The sequence below is a fragment of the Paraburkholderia aspalathi genome, assembly GCF_905220735.1.
Lineage (GTDB): Bacteria > Pseudomonadota > Gammaproteobacteria > Burkholderiales > Burkholderiaceae > Paraburkholderia > Paraburkholderia aspalathi.
The window spans coordinates 1,607,743-1,628,264 of record NZ_CAJNBA010000002.1 but is presented as its reverse complement, the minus strand read 5'-3'; the positions used below and the strand labels follow the sequence as shown (position 1 = coordinate 1,628,264).

Genomic DNA, 20,522 nt, shown 5'->3' with positions numbered 1-20,522 from the left:
CGCGCCGCTTACATCAGCTTCGCGGCGGGCTTGCCAGCGCCACCGGCTTGAGCCGACTTCTGCGAGCCGCCGTTCGGACCTGCATTCTCCGAAATGATGCGGGCGATTTCCGCATCCGCCTGGTCGCCGTACTTGTCGAACACATTGGTCTGATAAACCGTGTTCGGCGCCTGGCCGAGCTGGCCACCCTGGTCGTCCTTGATGCTCACGTCGGCTTGCATCGACAGGCCGATACGCAGCGGATGCTTCTCAAGTTCCTGCGGGTCGAGCGCGATCCGTACCGGCAGACGCTGGACCACCTTGATCCAGTTGCCGGTTGCGTTCTGCGCGGGCAGTAGCGAGAACGCCGAACCCGTACCCGCCGAAAAGCCGACCACCTTGCCGTGGAACACCACTGACGAACCGTACACGTCGGCCGTCAACTCGACCGGCTGGCCGATGCGCATGTGCTTCAGTTGCACTTCCTTGAAGTTCGCATCGACCCACACACCGCCCAGCGGCACGATAGCCATCAGCGGGGTACCCGGCGAGACGCGCTGGCCGACCTGCACCGAGCGCTTTGCAACGTAGCCCGTGACCGGCGCCGGCAGGTTGTTACGCGCGTTGGCCAGATACGCGTCGCGGACCTTCGCAGCGGCAGCCTGCACGTTCGGGTGATTGGCGATCGTGGTGTTGGCAGTCAGCGCGCGGTTTGACGCCAGTTGTTGCTCAGCGGCGTCGACCGAGGCTTGCGCGCTCTTCACGGCATCGCGGGCGTGCGAGATTTCTTCCGCCGACACAGCGCCGGTTTGCGCGACCGTCAGGCGGCGCTTCAAGTCATCCTGCGCGCGCGACAGATCGGACTGACGCTGGGCAACTTGCGCCTGGTACTGGTTGTCGTCTGCGAACAGGCCGCGCACCTGACGCACTGTCTGCGCGAGATTCGCTTCGGCTTGTTCGAGCGCGACGCGCGCGTCGGCCGGATCGAGCACGACGAGCGGGTCGCCGGCCTTCACGGTCTGCGTGTCGTCTGCGTTCACGGCGACAACTGTGCCGGTGACCTGCGGCGTGATCTGCACGACGTTGCCGTTCACGTAGGCGTCGTCGGTGTCCTCATGGAAGCGTGCGTCGAGGAAGTAGTACAGGCCGTAGGCGACCGCGGCGATCAGGATCACGATGACGAGCAGCGTCATCATGCGCTTGCGTTTGCCGTTGTTCGCCGGCGGTTGTGCCGGTTGAGTCGGCTGCGGGGCCGGCTGCTGAGTCGGCTGTGTAGTAGCCGCGGGCTGTTGGGTGGTGCTCATTGATGTGCTCCGGGTTCTCTCAAGCGTCGTCGTTTATTCGGATGTTTATGCGAGTGTGGGTCGCGTCGATGTGGCTTCAGTTTGCAGCGGCGGTCGCAGCGGCGGCGGCCGGTGCCGGGGCATCGGTCGGCACCACGAGGCCGGTTTGCGTGGCGTCGAAACCGCCACCGAGCGCCTTGATGAGGCCGATCTGCAGATCGCGGCGGCGCATCTTCAGGCCCGTTACCGTCTGTTCGGCGGCAAGGCGGTTCTGGTCGGCGGTCAGCACCTGCAACTGCGGCGACAAACCGGCCTTGTAGCGGATCACCGCCAGCTGATAGGCCTTGGTCGACGCGTCGAGCGCGCGCTGTGCGTCGCCCGATTGCTGGTCGATCGAACGGATCGACGACACTTGCGTTGCGACATCCGAGAGCGCATTGATCAGCGTCTGGTTGTAGTCCGCCACATCGAGGTCGAAGTCCGCGTAGCGCCCCTTCAACTGCGAGCGCAGCGCGCCAGCGTCGAAGATCGGCAGGTGAATCGCCGGACCGAATTGCATCTGACGGCTGCCCGACTTGAGGAAACGGCCCCAGCCGAACGCATCGAAACCGAAACCGGCGGCGAGGTTGACGTCCGGGAAGAACTCGGCCTTCGCCTCCTTCACGTCGTGCATCGCGGCTTCGACCTGCCAGCGTGCGGCGACGATATCCGCGCGACGCGCCACTAGGTCGGCCGGCAGATTGTTCGGCAGCGCTACCGTGTCACCGGTGGTAAGAAGCGGCTTGGCGATCTGCAAGCCACGATCCGGACCCTTGCCTAGCAGCGCGCCCAACTGATAGCGCGCCACGGTGATCTGGCCGTCGAGATCGGTCAGGTTCGCCTGGCTGGTCGCGATGTTGCCGTTCGCGGTTTCCCGTTCGACGTTGGTGTCGAGCCCGGCGGATACGCGGCCATTGGTGATGCGGCTGATGTCCTGGCGGTTGGCGATTTCGCGCGCGGCGATGTCGCGGAATGCGTACAACTGGGCGAGCTGGTTATAGGTGCTCGCCACGGAGGAGGCGAGCGTGACGCGCGCCTGCTGCATGTCGGCTTCAGCGGCTTTTTCCTGTGACACGGCCTGGCCCAGACGCTGGCGGTTCTTGCCCCACAGGTCCAGATCCCACGACGCGCTCGCCAGCACGTTGTTCTCGCTATACCAGGTGCCGCCGTACGGAGGCGGGTAGAGCGCATTCGCCGAGAACAGCTCGCGGGTCCACGAGTAGCTGCCGTTGACCTTCGGATACAGCGCCGAGCGCGAGCTTTCAATGTAGGACGAAGCCTTGGCGAGGCGAGCCTGCGCCTGCGCGATCGAGGGGCTGCCTTCCAGCGCTTCCGCGATCAGCTTCGGCAGTTGGGGGTCACCGAACTGGTTGGCCCAATCGAGCGACGGCCACTGGCCGCCTTGGCCCGGCAGGCTCTGGGTGGACTCGTACTGAGCCGGCGACGAGATCTGCTTGTCGCTCTTCATGCCGAAGTAGTTCGCGCACCCCGTGAGGGCGAGCGCCGTCACCGCGGCGGCGACAGCGGCCCGGCTCGAAAGTGCGGGCGCGGACAGGGAAAGGGATTTCATCGCTCGACTCTTTGAGTGGAATGTAATGATGGACGCTGCAAGCAATTTATTACGATTTGCTGTCAAAATTGCTTGCTGCATCACGGGTTAGTCCCGTTTGTTCGCCGGAATTGATGAGTACGCGGCGCAGCATGCTCTTCAGAAAACCCACTTCTTCGGGGGTGAAGCCGCCCAGCAGGTTGTCCAGCACGCCGTTGAAAATGGCCGGCATTTTGGCCGCGATCGCATGGCCTTCCGGGGTCAGCGCGAGTCGCACGACCCGCCGGTCCTCGTTGCTGCGCACTCTTGTCAGCAGGCCGCGTTTTTCCAGCCGGTCGACCAGACGCGTGACGGCGCTTGCGTCGATGCCGTATTCGCGCGCCAGTTCGGCCGCCAGCAGGCACTTGCCGCTCGCCACCATGAACAGGATGCTGCCTTGTTGGCTGGTGATGCCCAACTCGGCCATGCTGCGCTGCGTGACCAGGTTCGACATGGTCGATTTCACTCGCGAGAGCAAATAGCCGACGCTTTCGCCCAACTGATACTCGCTGATCTCTGAGCTGGGTGTTGAGGACGGATCCGTCATGATTCTCGTGCGAATGCAATGGTTGACTAGGCAGGATTATAGACAGCGGTTGATTGACGCGGCAAGCGTTATTACAGCTTAGGCAAGGAACTTTTCCGCCTCAAGGCACAATCCGCGTGGATTTGCGTAGGATTTCGCCGAAGCCGTGTGGGACTGTTTCTTGGGCAGCGCTGCGTGGAAGGCGATGGAGCTATCAGGGAATACCAGAAAGCTTCATTTGGGCGTGCTATAATGTTGGGTTCCCAAAAGTGCGCTTTGGGCTTTGTTGGCTTCGTACACAATGCTGCTGCTGGCGCACTCAACTGTCTCCAGGTTCCTATGACTCGCGCCCTACGCAATATCGCCATCATTGCCCACGTCGACCACGGCAAGACCACGCTCGTCGACCAGCTCCTCCGCCAAACCGCTACCTTCCGCGACAACCAGGCGGTTGTCGAGCGCGTGATGGACTCGAACGACATCGAAAAGGAACGTGGCATCACGATTCTTTCGAAGAACTGCGCGGTCGAGTACGAAGGCACGCACATCAACATCGTCGACACGCCGGGCCACGCCGACTTCGGCGGTGAAGTGGAGCGCGTGCTGTCGATGGTCGACTCGGTGCTGCTGCTGGTCGACGCGGTCGAAGGCCCGATGCCGCAAACGCGCTTCGTGACCAAGAAGGCGCTGGCGCTCGGTCTCAAGCCGATCGTCGTGATCAACAAGGTCGACCGCCCGGGCGCGCGGATCGACTGGGTGATCAACCAGACCTTCGACCTGTTCGACAAGCTGGGTGCAACTGACGAACAACTCGATTTCCCGATCGTCTACGCATCGGGTCTGAACGGCTACGCCGGCCTGACGCCGGACGTGCGCGAAGGCGACATGCGTCCGCTGTTCGAAGCCGTGCTGGAACACGTGCCGGTCCGCCCGGCTGATCCGTCGGCGCCGCTGCAACTGCAGATCACGTCGCTGGATTATTCGTCGTACGTTGGCCGTATCGGCGTCGGCCGCATCACGCGCGGCACGATCAAGCCGGGCATGGCCGTCGCCGTGCGTTCGGGCCCCGACGGCGCGATCCTGAACCGCAAGATCAATCAGGTCCTGTCGTTCAAGGGTCTCGAGCGCGTGCAGGTCGACTCGGCTGAGGCCGGCGACATCGTGCTGATCAACGGTATCGAAGAAATCGGTATCGGCGTGACCATCTGCGCACCGGAACAACCGGAAGCGCTGCCGATGATTACCGTCGACGAACCGACCCTGACGATGAACTTCCTCGTCAATTCGTCGCCGCTGGCCGGCCGCGAAGGCAAGTTCGTCACGAGCCGTCAGATTCGCGACCGCTTGATGAAGGAACTGAACCACAACGTGGCGCTGCGCGTGAAAGAAACGGGCGACGAAACCACGTTCGAAGTGGCAGGCCGCGGCGAGCTGCACCTGACCATTCTGGTCGAAAACATGCGCCGTGAAGGCTACGAGCTGGCCGTGTCGCGTCCGCGCGTGGTGATGACGGAAGTCGACGGCGTGAAGCACGAGCCGTACGAAAACCTGACGGTCGACATGGAAGACGGCCACCAGGGTGGCGTGATGGAAGAGCTGGGTCGCCGCAAGGGCGAAATGCTCGACATGGCGTCGGACGGCCGCGGCCGTACGCGTCTCGAGTATCGTATCTCGGCGCGTGGGCTGATCGGTTTCCAGGGCGAATTCCTGACGCTGACGCGTGGTACGGGCCTGATGAGCCACACGTTCGACTCGTATCAGCCGGTCCGGGAAGGTGGTGTCGGCGAGCGTCGTAACGGCGTGCTGATTTCGCAGGACGACGGTGCAGCAGTGGCGTACGCACTGTGGAAGTTGCAGGATCGCGGCCGTATGTTCGTGTCGCCGGGCGAGCCGCTGTACGAAGGCATGATCATCGGCATTCACAGCCGTGACAACGACCTGGTCGTGAACCCGATCAAGGGCAAGCAACTGACCAACGTGCGTTCGTCGGGTACGGACGAAGCGGTGCGCCTTGTGCCGCCGATCCAGATGTCGCTGGAATACGCGGTTGAATTCATCGACGACGACGAACTGGTCGAAGTCACGCCGAAATCCATCCGCCTGCGCAAGCGTTACCTGAAGGAACACGAGCGCCGTAGCGCCAGCCGTAAGGGCGCAGTGGACTAAGTCAGCATCGGCCTTAACTGGCGTGCTGTCAGGCAAAAGCCACCTTCGGGTGGCTTTTGTCATTTCTGGCGCCCCATTCGCGTTGCGTGCAATTGTTCGCGGTTGGCTGCCTGTTTGTCGTGTTTGTCCCCGTTTTTCGCAGAAGTCTGTTGCGGGTCCTGTAAAACCGGCCGAAAGCCCGTCGTAAAAGGCTTGAGCGCCAGTCCGTCTGCTATCTGCACTATCCGTTCTGTGATATGCTCCCCGGGTGCAAAGTTTTAGGTCCTTCCAAGCAAGACTTGATTCGCGCAATCCGCTAAACGGTCAGGCCGTGTCGCGGAAGGTTCTGTAACCCGCTATTTCTCGAGAAACTCGAAGAAAGGTGAGCGTAAAAATGATGAAGCAATTCCAGTCGAACTCTTATCTGTTCGGCGGCAATGCTCCGTACGTAGAAGAAATGTACGAAGCGTATCTCGATAATCCGGCGTCAGTGCCCGAGAACTGGCGCAGCTATTTCGACGCGTTGCAGAACGTCCCTGCATCGGATGGCAGCAATGCCAACGACGTGGCCCACGGCCCGATCGTCGAATCGTTTGCGCAACGGGCCAAGGCTAATGCCTTCATCCCGCGCACGGCGGCCGGCGGCGAAGATCTCGCTACGTCCCGCAAGCAAGTCTATGTGCAGTCCCTCATCGGCGCATATCGCTTCCTCGGCTCGCAATGGGCCAATCTCGATCCCCTGAAGCGCCGCGAACGTCCCGCAATCCCCGAACTTGAGCCCGCGTTCTACGACTTCACTGAAGCCGACATGGACCAGGAGTTCAGCGCCACGAATCTGTATTTCGGATTCGAGCGTGCTTCGCTGCGCGAGATCGTCAAGGCCCTGCGTGACACGTACTGCGGCACGATCGGCGCCGAGTACATGTATATCAGCGATCCGGAACAGAAGCGCTGGTGGAAAGAGAAGCTCGAGTCGATCCGTTCGACGCCGAACTTCTCCAATGAAAAGAAGAAGCACATCCTGAATCGCCTGACGGCCGCTGAAGGCCTCGAGCGCTTCCTGCACACCAAGTACGTCGGCCAGAAACGCTTCTCGCTCGAAGGCGGCGAAAGCTTCATCGCCTCGATGGACGAAGTCGTGCGTCATGGCGGCGCCAACGGCGTACAGGAAATCGTCATCGGCATGGCCCACCGTGGCCGTCTGAACGTGCTGGTCAATACGCTCGGCAAGATGCCGGCTGACCTGTTTGCCGAATTCGAAGGCAAGCACGTCGACGACCTGCCGGCCGGCGACGTGAAGTACCACAAGGGTTTCTCGTCGGACGTTTCGACCGAAGGCGGCCCGGTTCACCTGTCGCTCGCGTTTAACCCGTCGCACCTCGAAATCGTCAACCCGGTGGTAGAAGGTTCGGCGAAGGCCCGTATGGATCGCCGCGGCGACGACAGCGGCCTGCAAGTGCTGCCGGTGCAGATCCACGGCGACGCGGCCTTCGCAGGTCAGGGCGTCGTGATGGAAACGCTGAACCTCGCGCAAACGCGCGGTTACGGCACGCACGGCACGCTGCACATCGTCATCAACAACCAGATCGGTTTCACGACGTCGGACCCGCGCGACTCGCGCTCCACGTTGTACTGCTCGGACGTCGTCAAGATGATCGAGGCGCCGGTGCTGCACGTGAACGGTGACGATCCTGAAGCGGTTGTGCTGGCTACGCAGCTGGCCATCGACTTCCGGATGCAGTTCCACAAGGACGTGGTTGTCGATATCGTCTGCTTCCGCAAGCTGGGCCACAACGAGCAGGACACGCCGGCTGTCACGCAGCCGCTGATGTACAAGACGATTGCGAAGCACCCGGGCACGCGCGCGCTGTACGCTGAAAAGCTGGTGCAACAAGGCGTGATTACGGCGGCAGAAGGCGACGAATTCGTCAAGGCGTACCGCAAGGCGATGGACGAAGGCCATCATACGGTCGACCCGGTGCTCTCGAACTATAAGAGCAAGTACGCGGTGGATTGGGTTCCGTTCCTGAACCGCAAGTGGACCGACGCAGCCGACACGGCAGTGCCGCTGGCCGAGTTGAAGCGCCTTGCTGAGCGCGTCACCACGATCCCGGAAAACTTCAAGGTTCACCCGCTGGTCGAGCGCGTCATCAACGACCGTCGCGCGATGGGCCGTGGTGAAGCGAAGCTTGACTGGGGTATGGGCGAACACCTGGCATTCGCGTCGCTGGTCGCATCGGGCTACGCAGTGCGCCTGACCGGTCAGGACTCGGGCCGTGGCACGTTCACGCACCGTCACGCGGTGCTGCACGATCAGAACCGCGAACGCTGGAACGACGGCACCTACGTGCCGCTGCAGAACATCGCTGAAGGTCAGGCGAAGTTCACGGTGATCGACTCGGTGCTGTCGGAAGAAGCGGTGCTGGGCTTCGAATACGGTTACTCGACCGCTGAACCGAATACGTTCGTCGCGTGGGAAGCGCAGTTCGGCGACTTCGTGAACGGCGCGCAAGTCGTGATCGACCAGTTCATCTCGTCGGGCGAAGTGAAGTGGGGCCGCGTGTCGGGTCTCACGATGCTGCTGCCGCACGGCTACGAAGGTCAAGGTCCGGAGCACTCGTCGGCACGTATCGAGCGTTTCCTGCAACTGTGCGCAGACCACAACATGCAGGTCGTTCAGCCGACCACGCCGGCGCAGATTTTCCACCTGTTGCGTCGTCAGATGATCCGCCTGTTCCGCAAGCCGCTGATCGTCGCTACGCCGAAGTCCCTGCTGCGCCACAAGGAAGCCGTGTCGGATCTGTCCGAACTGGCGAAGGGCGCGTTCCAGCCGATCCTCGGTGAAATCGACGATGCGATCGAGCCGAAGAAGGTCAAGCGCGTGGTGGCCTGCTCGGGCCGCGTGTACTACGACCTGCTGGCACATCGCCGTGAATCGAAGTCGAACGACGTCGCGATCATCCGTATCGAACAGCTCTATCCGTTCGCGCATAAGCAGTTCGAAGCGGAAATGAAGAAGTACGACAACGCGACCGAAGTGGTCTGGGTGCAGGACGAGCCGCAGAATCAAGGCCCGTGGTTCTACATCGAGCATCACCTGAAGGAAGGCATGAAGGAAGGGCAGAAGCTGGCATACAGCGGACGTCCGGCTTCGGCTTCGCCGGCAGTCGGCTACTACGCGAAGCACTACGAGCAGCAGAAGGCGCTGATCGAAGGCGCTTTCGGCCGCCTCAAGAGCGCGTCGATCGCTAAATAAGGAAAACAGACGAACCGGGAAAGCGCGCTGCGCTTTCCCGTGCCGCGTTCAGTCACCACATGGTGGTTCGTTCCCGGCAAGTATGGTTCGCAGGCGGTCGTCGAGTACATAGATCGCGCGCCGTCACCCGATACGTATTCAGGATATTCATAATGGCTATTGTTGAAGTCAAGGTTCCCCAGCTCTCCGAGTCGGTCTCGGAAGCCACGATGCTGCAGTGGAAGAAGAAGCCCGGCGAGGCTGTTGCTCAAGACGAAATTCTCATCGAAATCGAGACCGACAAGGTCGTCCTCGAAGTGCCGGCGCCCTCCGCCGGCGTGCTCGCACAAGTGATCTCGAACGACGGCGACATCGTCGTTGCGGATCAGGTGATCGCCAAGATCGACACCGAAGGCACGGCAGGCGCCGCTGCTGTCGAAGCCGAAGTGAAGCCGGCTCCGGTCGCTGCACCGGCACCGGCTGCTGCACCGGTCGCTCAGGCTGCATCCGCAACGGGTGCGAACACCGCTGCTTCGCCGGCTGCCGGCAAGCTGATGGCCGAGAAGGGTCTGGCCGCGGGCGACGTCGCCGGCACGGGCCGCGACGGCCGCATCACCAAGGGTGACGTGCTGACGGCTGGCGCACCGGCGGCCAAGGCTGCACCGGCACCGGCTGCCGCACCGAAGGCTGCCAAGCCGTCGCTGCCGGACGTCAAGGCGCCGGCATCGGCCGACCAGTGGCTGAAAGACCGCCCGGAACAACGCGTGCCGATGTCGCGTCTGCGTGCGCGTATCGCCGAGCGTCTGCTCGAGTCGCAGCAAACCAACGCCATCCTCACCACGTTCAACGAAGTGAACATGGCGCCGGTGATGGACCTGCGCAACAAGTACAAAGACAAGTTCGAAAAGGAACATGGCGTGAAGCTGGGCTTCATGTCGTTCTTCGTGAAGGCGGCTGTTCACGCGCTGAAGAAATTCCCGCTGGTGAACGCGTCGATCGACGGTAACGACATCGTCTATCACGGCTATTTCGACATCGGTATCGCGGTCGGTTCGCCGCGTGGCCTGGTGGTGCCGATCCTGCGCAACGCAGATCAGCTGAGCCTCGCTGAAATCGAAAAGAAGATTGCTGAATTCGGCCAGAAGGCCAAGGACGGCAAGCTGTCGATCGAAGAAATGACGGGCGGTACGTTCTCGATCTCGAACGGTGGTGTGTTCGGTTCGATGCTGTCGACGCCGATTATCAACCCGCCGCAATCCGCCATTCTGGGCGTGCACGCCACGAAGGAACGCGCTGTGGTCGAGAACGGCCAGATCGTGATTCGTCCGATGAACTATCTGGCGCTGTCGTACGATCACCGGATCATCGACGGTCGCGAAGCAGTGCTGTCGCTGGTCGCAATGAAGGATGCGCTGGAAGACCCGGCGCGCCTGTTGCTCGACCTGTAATCGCCGGTTTGGCGGGCGTCGGCTTGTCATCGCGCAAGTCGACGCCATATAAGCAGCACGTCTTTAGCATTCCGCAGTACTGGATCGACGCGCGCCACGAAGCGTGGCCGCGCGTCGATCCGTCATCAAAAGGATTGTCATGTCCAAAGAATTTGACGTCGTCGTGATCGGCGCCGGCCCCGGCGGTTATATCGCCGCTATCCGCGCAGCGCAGCTCGGCAAGACGGTCGCATGTATCGAAAAATGGAAAAACCCGGCCGGCGCGCTGAAGCTCGGCGGCACGTGCCTGAACGTGGGTTGCATTCCGTCGAAGGCGCTGCTCGCGTCGTCGGAAGAATTTGAAAACGCATCGCATCACCTCGCCGACCACGGCATTAGCGTAGAAAACGTGCAGGTGGATATCGCGAAGATGCTGGCCCGCAAGGAAGGCATCGTCGAGAAGATGACCAAGGGCATCGAATTCCTGTTCCGCAAGAACAAGATCACGTGGCTCAAGGGTCATGGCAAGTTCACCGGCAAGACGGACGCCGGCGTGCAGATCGAAGTCAGCGGCGAAGGCGAAACCGAAGTCGTGACGGCGAAGAACGTCATCATCGCGACGGGTTCGAAGGCACGTCACCTGCCGAACGTTCCGGTCGACAACAAGATCGTCGCCGACAACGAAGGCGCACTGACGTTCGACTCCGTGCCGAAGAAGCTCGCCGTGATCGGCGCTGGCGTGATCGGTCTGGAGCTCGGTTCGGTGTGGCGCCGTCTGGGCGCGGACGTGACCGTGCTCGAAGCGCTGCCGGAATTCCTCGGCGCGGCTGACCAGGCGCTCGCCAAGGAAGCCGCCAAGCAGTTCAAGAAGCAAGGTCTGGACATTCACGTCGGCGTGAAGGTCGGTGAAATCAAGACTACCGACAAGAGCGTCACGATCAATTACACGGACAAGGACGGCAACGCGCAAACGCTCGAAGCTGACCGGCTGATCGTGTCGATCGGCCGCGTGCCGAACACCGACAACCTCGGTCTCGAAGCCATTGGTTTGAAGGCGAACGAGCGCGGCTTCATCGACGTCGACGACCACTGCGCAACGGCTGTGCCGAACGTGTACGCGATTGGCGACGTGGTGCGTGGCCCGATGCTCGCGCACAAGGCTGAAGACGAAGGCGTGCTGGTGGCCGAAATCATCGATGGTCAGAAGCCGCATATCGACTACAACTGCATTCCGTGGGTGATCTACACCGAACCGGAAATCGCGTGGGTCGGCAAGACCGAGCAGCAACTGAAGGCCGAAGGCCGCGAAGTCAAGACGGGCCAGTTCCCGTTCATGGCGAACGGCCGCGCGCTGGGCATCAACAAGGCGGATGGTTTCGTCAAGATGATCGCGGACGCGAAGACCGACGAACTGCTGGGCGTGCATATCATCTCGGCAAACGCATCGGACCTGATCGCGGAAGCCGTGGTGGCGATGGAATTCAAGGCGGCGTCGGAAGACATCGGCCGCATTTGCCATCCGCACCCGTCGCTGTCGGAAGTCATGCGCGAAGCGGCCTTGGCCGTGGACAAGCGCGCGTTGAACATGTAATCACGCGCGCGCCTGACTGAACGCAACTCTGGCATCACCACGAAGGCGGGCGGGTTCACTCCCTCCCGCCTTTCTTTTTGCAGCAACACAATGAACGTCACCGAATACTACGAAAAAGAACTGCAGACGCGGGGTTATCAATCGGACCCGGCGCAACGCGCGGCGGTTGACCGTCTGCAGCGGTGTTATGACGAGTGGGTCGAGTACAAATCGCGCCGCTCGAACGCGTTCAAAAAACTGATCATCCACCCGGATCTGCCACGTGGCGTGTACATGTGGGGCGGCGTAGGGCGGGGCAAGAGCTTCCTGATGGACAGCTTCTACATGATCGTGCCGGTGCAGCGCAAAACGCGCCTGCATTTCCACGAGTTCATGCGCGAGGTGCATCGCGAACTGGAAGAACTGAAAGGCACAGCCGATCCGCTCGACGAACTCGCGCGCCGTATCGCCAAGCGCTACCGGTTGATCTGTTTCGACGAATTCCACGTCTCGGATATCGCCGACGCGATGATCCTTTACCGTCTGCTCGACAAGCTGTTCGAGAACGGCGTGCAATTCGTGATGACGTCCAACTACGATCCGGACACGCTCTATCCGGACGGTCTGCACCGTGACCGCATGCTGCCGGCAATCGAACTGATCAAGTCGAAGCTCGACGTGATCAATGTCGACGCGGGGATCGACTACCGCAAGCGCACGCTAGCTCAGGTCGAGGTGTATCACACGCCGCTCGGCGCAGCCTCGGATAAAGCGTTGCGTGACGCGTTTTCACGCCTTGCCGCGGTTCCTGATGAGAGTCCAATTCTGCGCATTGAAAAGCGCGAGCTGAAGGCGCTTCGGCGCGCTGACGGCGTCGTGTGGTTCGATTTTGCGACGCTCTGCGGCGGTCCACGCTCGCAGAACGATTACCTTGAACTGGCGAGCCGTTTTCATGCTGTGATCCTGTCCGGCGTGCCGCAGATGTCGGTGCGTATGGCTTCGGAGGCGCGTCGCTTCACCTGGCTGATCGACGTGTTCTATGACCACAAGGTCAAACTGCTGATGTCGGCTGCGGTGCCGCCCGATCAGCTGTATCTCGACGGTCCGATGGCCAACGAATTCGCGCGCACGGTCTCGCGCATCGTCGAAATGCAATCGAAAGAATATCTCGACGCGCCGCGCCGGATCGTCGATACGTCGCTGACTTAAGCCGCCGCGTGATGCGGGCGCGAATGCTTTTGCGATAGATCACGGTCCGCTCGCCGAAGTGGCGGAGTCCGAAGTCGTATTTTCAAGATTCGGATTGGTCTTATGTTCCGCCCGCGGACGACTGGATATCTTCTTTGTCATGGTTCTGACAAAGGAGAAGCCATGAATCCGTACCGTGATATCAATGATGAAGAATGGCAACGTGTTGCACCGTTGCTTCCTGAACTGCGTCCGCGTTCCGAACTGCGTGGCCGGCCGCTCGCCAACACGCGCTCCGTGCTCAACGGCGTGTTGTGGGTGATGTATAGCGGCGCGACCTGGTCCGCCATGCCGCGCAAATATCCGTCGTATCAAACCTGCCATCGCCGCTTCAAGGCATGGTATGAGTCCGGCGTACTCAAGCGCGTCATGGACCAGTTGTTCGGCGCAGCGAGCGAGGAACTCTGCAAGCTGATGGAAGCGCGCATGCGCACACATGTGAGCGCGGAACAGAAAAGCGTTGACGCAGAAAAGGTGCCCGCAGCAGCGCCTCCGGCGTACAGCCCGGCAGCGGTCAAGCCGTTACCGTCTTCGCCGTTCGCGTATACGTCGCCTTTCAAGCACGCTGCATGACAACTTCAACCAGCCAGACTCAAACAAAAAAAACGGCCGCACGATGGCGATCGTCGGCCATTTCTTCTGGTTCCATCCTGGCAGCAGATGCGGCCCTGATGGAACACTATCTTCGCGCGTCAGGCATCGGCGCCTGAACGGCAAGCTCCTTACTGCTGGCGAATCCAGGTCTGCGAGCGGCCCAGCAGCGAAACGCCGATGTAGCCACGCACCACCAGCTTGTTCCCACCGTCTTCCAGGTGCATCTTGCACTTGTAGACCTTGCCGTTTTCCGGGTCGAGAATTTGCCCGTGATCCCAGCCGTCACCGTCCTTTTTCATATCGTTGATGATCGTCATGCCGAGGATCAACTGGTCCTTGCGCGCGTCCGTGCATTCAGTGCAGCGGCGATCCGGTTGATCGTTCGCGCTGAGTCCCTTGACCACCTTGCCGCTCAGCGAGCCGCTGCCGTCCTGTGCAATTTGCACGAGTGCCTTGGGCTGGCCGGTGTGATCGTCGATGGTTTGCCACATGCCGACCGGGGAATCGGCCTGCGCCATTGCCGTGACGGCGCTAACGAGCAGCACGCCGGCGAGGGCGGCATGTTTGGCTGTGCGAAGCGCGATTGCGCGCGCGCGTTGAGTGAATTGCATCATTGTCTTCCTCCTTGATTAAAGACGGCGCGATCATGGTCGCGCGGCGTTATTGGCGTCTCGGGCGGTCTTCAGTTGCCGGCTGCCGTGATGCCTGGTATTGCCTCTCAGATTCAAATCGGCCACATCGGTGTCCGCCGTGTGCGGCCTGCGGCCTGGGTGTCGCGGGCCGCATACCGTCAGCGCAGAATACGTGAAAGTGCGCGTGTCGTTTGATAGTGGAACCTCTAATCAGGACGCGGCACTTTCGAACATCAGTTCAGCTGATACGAGAATGTTGCGTTGATGCGTGGGCTGCGCGACGCGCTCTCCACCGGCGCATCGCCGATCGGTTTGGCCACCGACAAATCCAGGCTGTAATACTTCGCGTCCGAGATCCGGAAGCCGAACGCAATCGATGAAAGCTTCGACGGCGAGGGCGTGCCTGCATGCAGATACACGCGCGCCATGTCAAACGAGACGTACGGTGTGAAGGTGCGCAGATAGGTGAAACCCGGCGTGAACGGCCGGTTGACTTCGAACATTGCGCCCCAGCCCGAATCGCCCGACGCTTCGCCCGGTTCATAACCTTGCGCAAAACGTTGCGCACCGAACGAGATCTGTTCCGACGTGGGCAGCGAGACGCCGCTGTACTGACCGGTCAACGAAACCGCGGTGCCGATCTTCAGCGGCCACTCGTTAGTTTGCGAAAAGCTTGCACCGGTCCGCACGAAGTTGATCGACGCCGGATTCGTGACCGGCGAGCCGGGAACGTTCGAGTCGCCGGATTTCGACGCACCAAGGATATCGAAAGCCTTCGCCACATTGATACTCGCGCGGCGCACCTGGCCGGTTTCCACGCTGGTGTAGTCGGCCTGCAATTGCAGCACCCGCACCTGTGAGCGAAAGCCGATTTGCGCGCCGGTGTCGTGATTGTTGTAGCGATCTTCGTCGTGCGACGCATAGACCGAGGCCGTGCCGATCACGCTCTGCTTGTTGCTCAACAGGATCGGATACGCCAGCGAGCCGCCGACCTTATCGTTGATGACCGTGCGCTCGATAAAGGAGGGCAGGCCGGGATTGTCGGTGGGGTTGCCGCGATAGTGCGACGCGTCGATCTTCCCGGTCAGCCCATTGCTGCCGATCGGCACTGTGGCGTGCGCGGCGAGATAGGTGACGTTGTCGCGGCCCTTCGGCAGCAACGCAGACACGCTCAGCTGTTCACCGAGCGCGGTCAGGCCGTTTTCGGTGGCCGTCAGCAGGCCTTGCACGCCGGGGTGATTGAAGTCGATACCTGTGCTGAGGTCGAACGGTTTGCGGTCCACGTTCAACTCGAGCGTGGTGGCGCCATCGGTATTTTGCGGAGGCGCCACGTTGGCCGCGACTTTCACGCCGGGCAACAGACCTAGCACGTTGATGTAACGCTCAAAGGTGGCGCGCCGCAACGGCCGGTCGGCAACGATGTGGTCGGCGATCGCGCGAATCTTGTCTTCGACTGCGCCTGGCTTGCCCGTCACCTTGACTGCGGACACGTAGCCTTCGACCACCGTCACGCGCACCACGCCGTCGTCGAACGTCTGCGCGGGAATGAACGCGAACGAGAGCGCATAGCCGCGGTCCTGATACAGCTTCGTCACGCCGTTGGCGACCTGAATCAGATCGCCGATGGTGGTGTCTTTGCCGACGAGCGGCGTGAAGCGCTGCGCGACTTCGTCGAACGGAATGGACTTGACGCCCTCGACCTGAATCTTTGAAGGCGTCAGATGGCGGGCGAGCAGTTCCTGAAGCTGGGGCGCTTGCGGCGTGACCTGCATGGTCACGTTCGGGCCCTTGTCGGGCGCCTTGATCTGCGGCAGCGAATCGAGAGGATTGCCGCCGACGGTCGGGCCGGCTGGGCGTGACTGCGCGTGTGCTGCTACTTGCATCCCGCTTGCCGCGATCGCCGCGAGCAGGAGGGTCCATTTACTACTACTACCGTACCCGAGTTTCATCGGATTTTCCTCGTATGCCGTTCTTGTCTTGCGGACGCGCCGCCTGGCCGGGCTGGTCGCGATCGCTTATGTGTGGCTCGACGCATACTGCCATGCTTGCATGTATTACGTCACGTGCTCCGTTGTGCTTGAGCATTGGCTGCACAACGCGCGGAGCACGTGATGACGCGGACTGCTTATGCGCCTTGCATAACGAGGCGTCCAACGGAACGCCTTGTATGCGCGGCATCAACGAGCGACTTATGCGGACTACTTATGGCTCACCGGCACCAGGCCGCCGAGCAGTGTCGTCAAGCCGCCCGTTGCACTGCCCGAGCCGCTCGTCGAACCTGCCGCCGAGCTGAGTGTTCCGGTCAATTGGCCGACGAGGGCGGTCACCGGCGCGAGCGGATTGCTGCCGTTGCTACCTGAGGCGCTGCTGGTGACACCGGAGAGCGCGCCAGTCAGCGTCGACAAAGGATTCGATCCACTACCTGAGCCACCCAGCACCGACGTCAGCGAACTCAGCGGCGAGCCGCCCGAAGTCAGCGAGCTCAAGGGCGTGCCATTCAATGCCGAGGTCAGGCCGGCCAGCGGCGTGCCGCCGAGCAGCGTCGACACCGAGCCGAGCGGGTTGTTGCCGAGCCCGAGACTCGCGAGCGTGTTTTGCAGCGGGCCGAACGGGCTGCCGTTGGCAGGCGGCCCATTGACGACCGCCACATTGGTGCTGCCGACGAGGCTCGTAATCAAGCCGGGAATCGGATTCGCGCCATTCGGGCCGTTCGGATTGACGAGGCCGCCGGCGTTCGTCACCGTGTTGCCGAGCGAGCCGACCAGGTTGCCGAGGTCTGCGCCGAGCGGGTTGTTGGTTGCCGCGCCGACTTGTGTGCTGGTCGATTTCAACGTGCCGCCGATTTGCGCGAGCAGGCCGCCTACCGGCGCGCCGAGGCCGGTCTGCGTGCCGACCGTCTGCGTCACGAGTCCGACGGTCTGCACGATCGGTGTGATCGCGGTGCTGATCGGCTGGGTGACCTGCTGCACCGGCACGGAGGCCAGCGAATTGCCGAGCGTCACGCCACCGGCGTTCAGTGCGCCAGCGGTGGTGGAGAGAACCGTTGCCAGCGGCGTGGTGAGCGGCGACAGCGGCGCGAGATTGCCGGTGCCGAGGCCGCCGACCGCGGTGCTCAGACCTTGCACGACGCCGCTTGTCGAACTGACCACCGAGCCGAGTCCGGCGACCGTGGTGCCGACCGGATTGGAGGTCGTGCCGATTTGTCCGACGCCGCCGCTCACTGCGTCAGCGAGTGAATTCAGTGTGCTGCTGGTGCTCGACACCGCGTTGCCGAGACCTTGCGTGACCTGCGGGCTGAGGCCCGGGATGGTCTGCGAGGCGATCGTGTTGCCGAGGTCTTTGGTCGTCTGCGCGGCGGCGGTGGCGACGCCGGTGGTGCCCGACGACGTGCTGGTGGTCGGGCCGCCGCTGGTCGAACCCCCGCCGCTAGTGCCGCCGCCGGAGGATGCGCTCGGCGGCGCAGTGACGCCATTGCCGCCACACGCGGCGAGCAAGCCTGCGACTGCAACGGCGATCAGCGGTGCGCGCAACGACGACACTGTCGCGCACGCCGCATGGAGAGTAAAAAAACGTTGGCTGGACATAGGTGCTCCTCAGTGTCTTCTAGGTGTCGTATGCGTGGTTTGCGTGCGCCTGTGCAACGGGTGTCTGAGCGGCGCGGCTCAATTCATCCAGGTTCCGGCAGAGCCGGGGCACGGCTGTCGGGCCGCACTCCGGGTGCCGGTCACTGCGCTTCTTTCGATAGCATTACTTACTTCTTCGTCAGGCCACCAAGCAGGCCACCGACGAGCGACGTCACCGGAGCGAGCGGGTTGCTGCCCGATCCCTTGCCGCTGGTGCTCGACAGCGAGAGGCCAGGGCTCGATGTGGTGGTCGTCGTGGTGGAAGGCGTAGCGGCCGCCGTTGTCGTGACGCCGCCGAGCGCGCCGGTGACGCTCGCCAGCAGGCCGGTAACCGGAGCGAGCGGGCTGCTGCTGCCGCCGGTCGCGCTGCTCAGACCGTTCGTTACGCTCGAGAGCAGACCCGTGACGGGTGCCAACGGGCTGCTGCCGCTAGATGCGCCGCCCAGACCGCCCGTTACGCTGCTGAGCGCACCGGTGAGCGGAGCGAGCGGGCCACTGCTGGTGCCACCGGTCAAGCCGCCGAGCACGCTGGTGAGCGGAGCAAGCGGGCCGCTGCTGGTGCCGCCGGTCAAGTCGCCGAGCACGCTGGTGAGCGGAGCGAGCGGGCCGCTGCTGGTGCCTCCCGTCAGGCCGCCGAGTACGCTGGTGAGCGGAGCGAGCGGGTTACCGCCCGTGCTGCCGGTGAGCAGGCCACCCACCGATGCGACCGTGGTGCCCGTGTCCGTCACCGTGTGACCCAGAGCAGCCGTGATCGGATTGCCGCCTGTCGCGCTGATCAACGTGCCGGCCTTACCGAGGCCGCCGCCGAGCGTGCCGAGCAGGCCGTTCAGCGGTGCGCCGAGGCCGGTCGTGTTGCCGATCGTCTGCGTGGTCGCCGCGACCATCGACGTGATCGGCGTGATCGCGGTGCTGAGCGTTTGCGTGATTTGCTGGACCGGACCCGTCGAGAGCGCGGTGGTGAGCGTGCTGCCGCCGTTGGTGACTGCGTTGCCAAGCGTATTGACGACGCCGCCGAGCGGCGTGGTGATGGCTGCCAGCGGCGCGAGCGGACCGCTGCCGAGGCTCGTCACGAGGCTGCCCGCTTCTGTCACTGCGCCGCCGACATGACCGACCACGCCACCGAGGCTCGAGACCGTCGTGCCGACCGCGTCGCCGCCGGTGCCGAGCTGGCCGAGCCCTTGTGATACGCCGGTGCCGAGCGTGGAGACCGCCGAGCCGACTTGTTGGACGATGCCGCCGGCGGCCTGGGTGGTTTGCGCGCTGACGCCGGGCAGGCTTTGCGAACCGATCACGCTACCGATGCTCGAGACCGTCTGGCCGAGATCGTTGACCACGCCGCCGCCGTTGCCGACGACCGTGCCGAGCGCGTTCGCCACTGGCGTCGTGCCGGTTCCCGTTCCTGTTCCGGTGCCCGTACCTGAGCCGCTTCCCGAGCCGTTGCTGCTGGTGTCGGTGCCGGAACCGCCTGAGCCCATCGAACCGCTTCCGCTGCCCGTGGTGGTGGAAAGCGCGCCGCCGGAGGAGCCGCTACCGCTGCCGCCAGTGCCGGCACTTAGGGTTCCGGAGCCCCCGCAAGCGCCGAGAGAAAGCATTGCTGCCACGCTGGTGGCAATCAGGGTTGTTCGAAGTGTGGTGTTGGCCGTTTGAATGTTCATGTCGCCCTCGCATCGCATGTGTTTTTGGGTGTTGCTGCGTGCCTTCCTCTGCATGAGCCGTGCCATTTCGACTGAGTAATGCAGAAGATTTTTTTGCAATGGGGCTTAAAGCCATATGTGATATGGCTTTGCGATGAATTGATGGAGTGTCTGCTAACCCAGATATAGCGCGAGAAAATGAATTCGCTAAACGTTTGCGATGGCTGCGTAACGTAACGAGGCGCGCGCGCCGTTACGAAACACGGCGTAACGCAGGCGCAGCGGGAGGTCCCCGGACGCTTGAAACGTTCTGTTCAAACAAATAATTAGTGCAGCGAATCTAACTCATGGTTATTCCTATGTGCTGCAACGCACGAACAGCCGTTAACCTGAGTACGACGCTAAAACGCATATGGTGTCGCGCTAAGGGCAGCGGACAATTGCTTAAATATGATTGTTCGGCTATAAAACCCGAAAGCATCACGGATTGACGAGGGAGGTGCGTAATCGAACAGACAGCTCATAGACATCTGTTTTATTGAAGCCGGCTGCAAGGCGGTGCTTCCGCAGCGCAACACGCAGGACCAGGAATGAGAGACCAATGGTCCGCAGCGCTGAAGACTCCGCCATCCGAAGCAGCACGTAAACAAACGAAATAAATGAAAGTCCGAGGGTAAAAATGAAAAAGTTCACACAACGCTTCCTGAGAGATAACAAGGGCGTGACGGCCATCGAGTATGGTTTGATCGCGGGGTTGATGGCGGCATCACTTGTCATCGCGGTTGGCTCCATCACCGGCGCGCTTCAGAGCTCATTTGCAGCCATTGCCCTTTTGATTAAGGGCTAAGGGTCTGGCGGCGGCAGTTCCTGTAGGTGAGATTGAGGAGCGGCCGGTTCTATCCGGTTAGTCTCGCGCCCCTTCTGGAACAAGGCCAGTTGAGTTTTCAGTACGGACTGCTTATGCAGTCCGTACTGATATGTCTCGCCCGTCGAGTCCAT

At 62.1% G+C, this 20,522-nt stretch carries 15 protein-coding genes; 7 read left to right on the top strand and 8 right to left on the bottom strand.

Annotation, left to right across the window (positions count from 1 at the left end; translation table 11 throughout):
• Positions 1–8: 8 nt before the first annotated feature.
• The 3 genes from KHO30_RS18045 to KHO30_RS18035 all read right to left on the bottom strand — a co-directional run bounded on the left by KHO30_RS18045 (position 9) and on the right by KHO30_RS18035 (position 3,436).
• A complete protein-coding gene (locus KHO30_RS18045; protein ID WP_211701723.1) occupies positions 9–1,283 on the bottom strand; it encodes an EmrA/EmrK family multidrug efflux transporter periplasmic adaptor subunit in 1,275 nt (424 codons plus the stop codon).
• Between the two features lie 76 nt (positions 1,284–1,359).
• Positions 1,360–2,871, bottom strand: a complete 1,512-nt coding sequence (locus KHO30_RS18040) for an efflux transporter outer membrane subunit (protein ID WP_211701722.1) — start codon at positions 2,869–2,871, stop codon at positions 1,360–1,362.
• A gap of 49 nt (positions 2,872–2,920) precedes the next feature.
• Positions 2,921–3,436 (bottom strand): MarR family winged helix-turn-helix transcriptional regulator, encoded by a 516-nt coding sequence (locus tag KHO30_RS18035; protein WP_093632466.1) that lies wholly within the window; start codon positions 3,434–3,436, stop codon positions 2,921–2,923.
• A 318-nt stretch (positions 3,437–3,754) separates the two neighbouring features.
• Here KHO30_RS18035 and typA point away from each other — a divergent pair, with 318 nt between their 5' ends.
• The 6 genes from typA to KHO30_RS18005 all read left to right on the top strand — a co-directional run bounded on the left by typA (position 3,755) and on the right by KHO30_RS18005 (position 13,613).
• On the top strand, positions 3,755–5,581 hold the full coding sequence (typA, locus tag KHO30_RS18030) for a translational GTPase TypA (protein WP_093632467.1): 1,827 nt from the start codon (positions 3,755–3,757) through the stop codon (positions 5,579–5,581).
• A gap of 373 nt (positions 5,582–5,954) precedes the next feature.
• Positions 5,955–8,816, top strand: coding sequence for a 2-oxoglutarate dehydrogenase E1 component (locus KHO30_RS18025; RefSeq protein WP_054034650.1), 2,862 nt, complete (start codon positions 5,955–5,957; stop codon positions 8,814–8,816).
• A gap of 152 nt (positions 8,817–8,968) precedes the next feature.
• The gene (gene odhB / locus KHO30_RS18020) at positions 8,969–10,243 is read left to right on the top strand and encodes a 2-oxoglutarate dehydrogenase complex dihydrolipoyllysine-residue succinyltransferase (protein ID WP_211701721.1); all 1,275 of its coding nucleotides are present in this window, start codon (positions 8,969–8,971) and stop codon (positions 10,241–10,243) included.
• A 139-nt stretch (positions 10,244–10,382) separates the two neighbouring features.
• A complete protein-coding gene (gene lpdA, locus KHO30_RS18015) occupies positions 10,383–11,813 on the top strand; it encodes a dihydrolipoyl dehydrogenase (RefSeq protein ID WP_093632469.1) in 1,431 nt (476 codons plus the stop codon).
• A gap of 90 nt (positions 11,814–11,903) precedes the next feature.
• Positions 11,904–13,001 (top strand): cell division protein ZapE, encoded by a 1,098-nt coding sequence (zapE, locus tag KHO30_RS18010; RefSeq protein WP_200618546.1) that lies wholly within the window; start codon positions 11,904–11,906, stop codon positions 12,999–13,001.
• A gap of 162 nt (positions 13,002–13,163) precedes the next feature.
• Positions 13,164–13,613 carry a transposase gene (locus KHO30_RS18005; RefSeq protein WP_167378274.1) on the top strand — a complete coding sequence of 150 codons (450 nt, stop codon included), beginning with the start codon at positions 13,164–13,166 and terminating at the stop codon, positions 13,611–13,613.
• 149 nt (positions 13,614–13,762) lie between these two features.
• On the opposite strand, the gene KHO30_RS18000 is transcribed toward KHO30_RS18005, so the two are convergent.
• The 5 genes from KHO30_RS18000 to KHO30_RS17980 all read right to left on the bottom strand — a co-directional run bounded on the left by KHO30_RS18000 (position 13,763) and on the right by KHO30_RS17980 (position 20,216).
• Entirely contained in the window at positions 13,763–14,248 is a 486-nt protein-coding gene (locus tag KHO30_RS18000) for a DUF2147 domain-containing protein (RefSeq protein ID WP_093632472.1), read from the bottom strand.
• Positions 14,249–14,499: 251 nt separating this feature from the next.
• Positions 14,500–16,215 carry a ShlB/FhaC/HecB family hemolysin secretion/activation protein gene (locus KHO30_RS17995; RefSeq protein ID WP_093632473.1) on the bottom strand — a complete coding sequence of 572 codons (1,716 nt, stop codon included), beginning with the start codon at positions 16,213–16,215 and terminating at the stop codon, positions 14,500–14,502.
• A gap of 249 nt (positions 16,216–16,464) precedes the next feature.
• On the bottom strand, positions 16,465–17,850 hold the full coding sequence (locus tag KHO30_RS17990) for a collagen-like triple helix repeat-containing protein (protein ID WP_093632474.1): 1,386 nt from the start codon (positions 17,848–17,850) through the stop codon (positions 16,465–16,467).
• A gap of 167 nt (positions 17,851–18,017) precedes the next feature.
• On the bottom strand, positions 18,018–19,544 hold the full coding sequence (locus tag KHO30_RS17985; RefSeq protein ID WP_211701720.1) for a collagen-like triple helix repeat-containing protein: 1,527 nt from the start codon (positions 19,542–19,544) through the stop codon (positions 18,018–18,020).
• A gap of 459 nt (positions 19,545–20,003) precedes the next feature.
• A complete protein-coding gene (locus tag KHO30_RS17980; protein ID WP_143131626.1) occupies positions 20,004–20,216 on the bottom strand; it encodes a hypothetical protein in 213 nt (70 codons plus the stop codon).
• Here KHO30_RS17980 and KHO30_RS17975 point away from each other — a divergent pair.
• Positions 20,203–20,370, top strand: a complete 168-nt coding sequence (locus tag KHO30_RS17975) for a Flp family type IVb pilin (RefSeq protein ID WP_211701719.1) — start codon at positions 20,203–20,205, stop codon at positions 20,368–20,370. The genes KHO30_RS17980 and KHO30_RS17975 overlap by 14 nt on opposite strands.
• The last annotated feature ends 152 nt before the right edge of the window (positions 20,371–20,522 follow it).

Excerpts from the sequence above, each read along its gene's own strand:
- KHO30_RS18045 (WP_211701723.1), bottom strand. The coding sequence starts at position 1,283 with ATGAGCACCACCCAACAGCCCGCGGCTACTACACAGCCGACTCAGCAG.
- KHO30_RS18040 (WP_211701722.1), bottom strand. The coding sequence starts at position 2,871 with ATGAAATCCCTTTCCCTGTCCGCGCCCGCACTTTCGAGCCGGGCCGCT.
- KHO30_RS18035 (WP_093632466.1), bottom strand. The coding sequence starts at position 3,436 with ATGACGGATCCGTCCTCAACACCCAGCTCAGAGATCAGCGAGTATCAG.
- typA (WP_093632467.1), top strand. The coding sequence starts at position 3,755 with ATGACTCGCGCCCTACGCAATATCGCCATCATTGCCCACGTCGACCAC.
- KHO30_RS18025 (WP_054034650.1), top strand. The coding sequence starts at position 5,955 with ATGATGAAGCAATTCCAGTCGAACTCTTATCTGTTCGGCGGCAATGCT.
- odhB (WP_211701721.1), top strand. The coding sequence starts at position 8,969 with ATGGCTATTGTTGAAGTCAAGGTTCCCCAGCTCTCCGAGTCGGTCTCG.
- lpdA (WP_093632469.1), top strand. The coding sequence starts at position 10,383 with ATGTCCAAAGAATTTGACGTCGTCGTGATCGGCGCCGGCCCCGGCGGT.
- zapE (WP_200618546.1), top strand. The coding sequence starts at position 11,904 with ATGAACGTCACCGAATACTACGAAAAAGAACTGCAGACGCGGGGTTAT.
- KHO30_RS18005 (WP_167378274.1), top strand. The coding sequence starts at position 13,164 with ATGAATCCGTACCGTGATATCAATGATGAAGAATGGCAACGTGTTGCA.
- KHO30_RS18000 (WP_093632472.1), bottom strand. The coding sequence starts at position 14,248 with ATGATGCAATTCACTCAACGCGCGCGCGCAATCGCGCTTCGCACAGCC.
- KHO30_RS17995 (WP_093632473.1), bottom strand. The coding sequence starts at position 16,215 with ATGAAACTCGGGTACGGTAGTAGTAGTAAATGGACCCTCCTGCTCGCG.
- KHO30_RS17990 (WP_093632474.1), bottom strand. The coding sequence starts at position 17,850 with ATGTCCAGCCAACGTTTTTTTACTCTCCATGCGGCGTGCGCGACAGTG.
- KHO30_RS17985 (WP_211701720.1), bottom strand. The coding sequence starts at position 19,544 with ATGAACATTCAAACGGCCAACACCACACTTCGAACAACCCTGATTGCC.
- KHO30_RS17975 (WP_211701719.1), top strand. The coding sequence starts at position 20,203 with ATGAAAAAGTTCACACAACGCTTCCTGAGAGATAACAAGGGCGTGACG.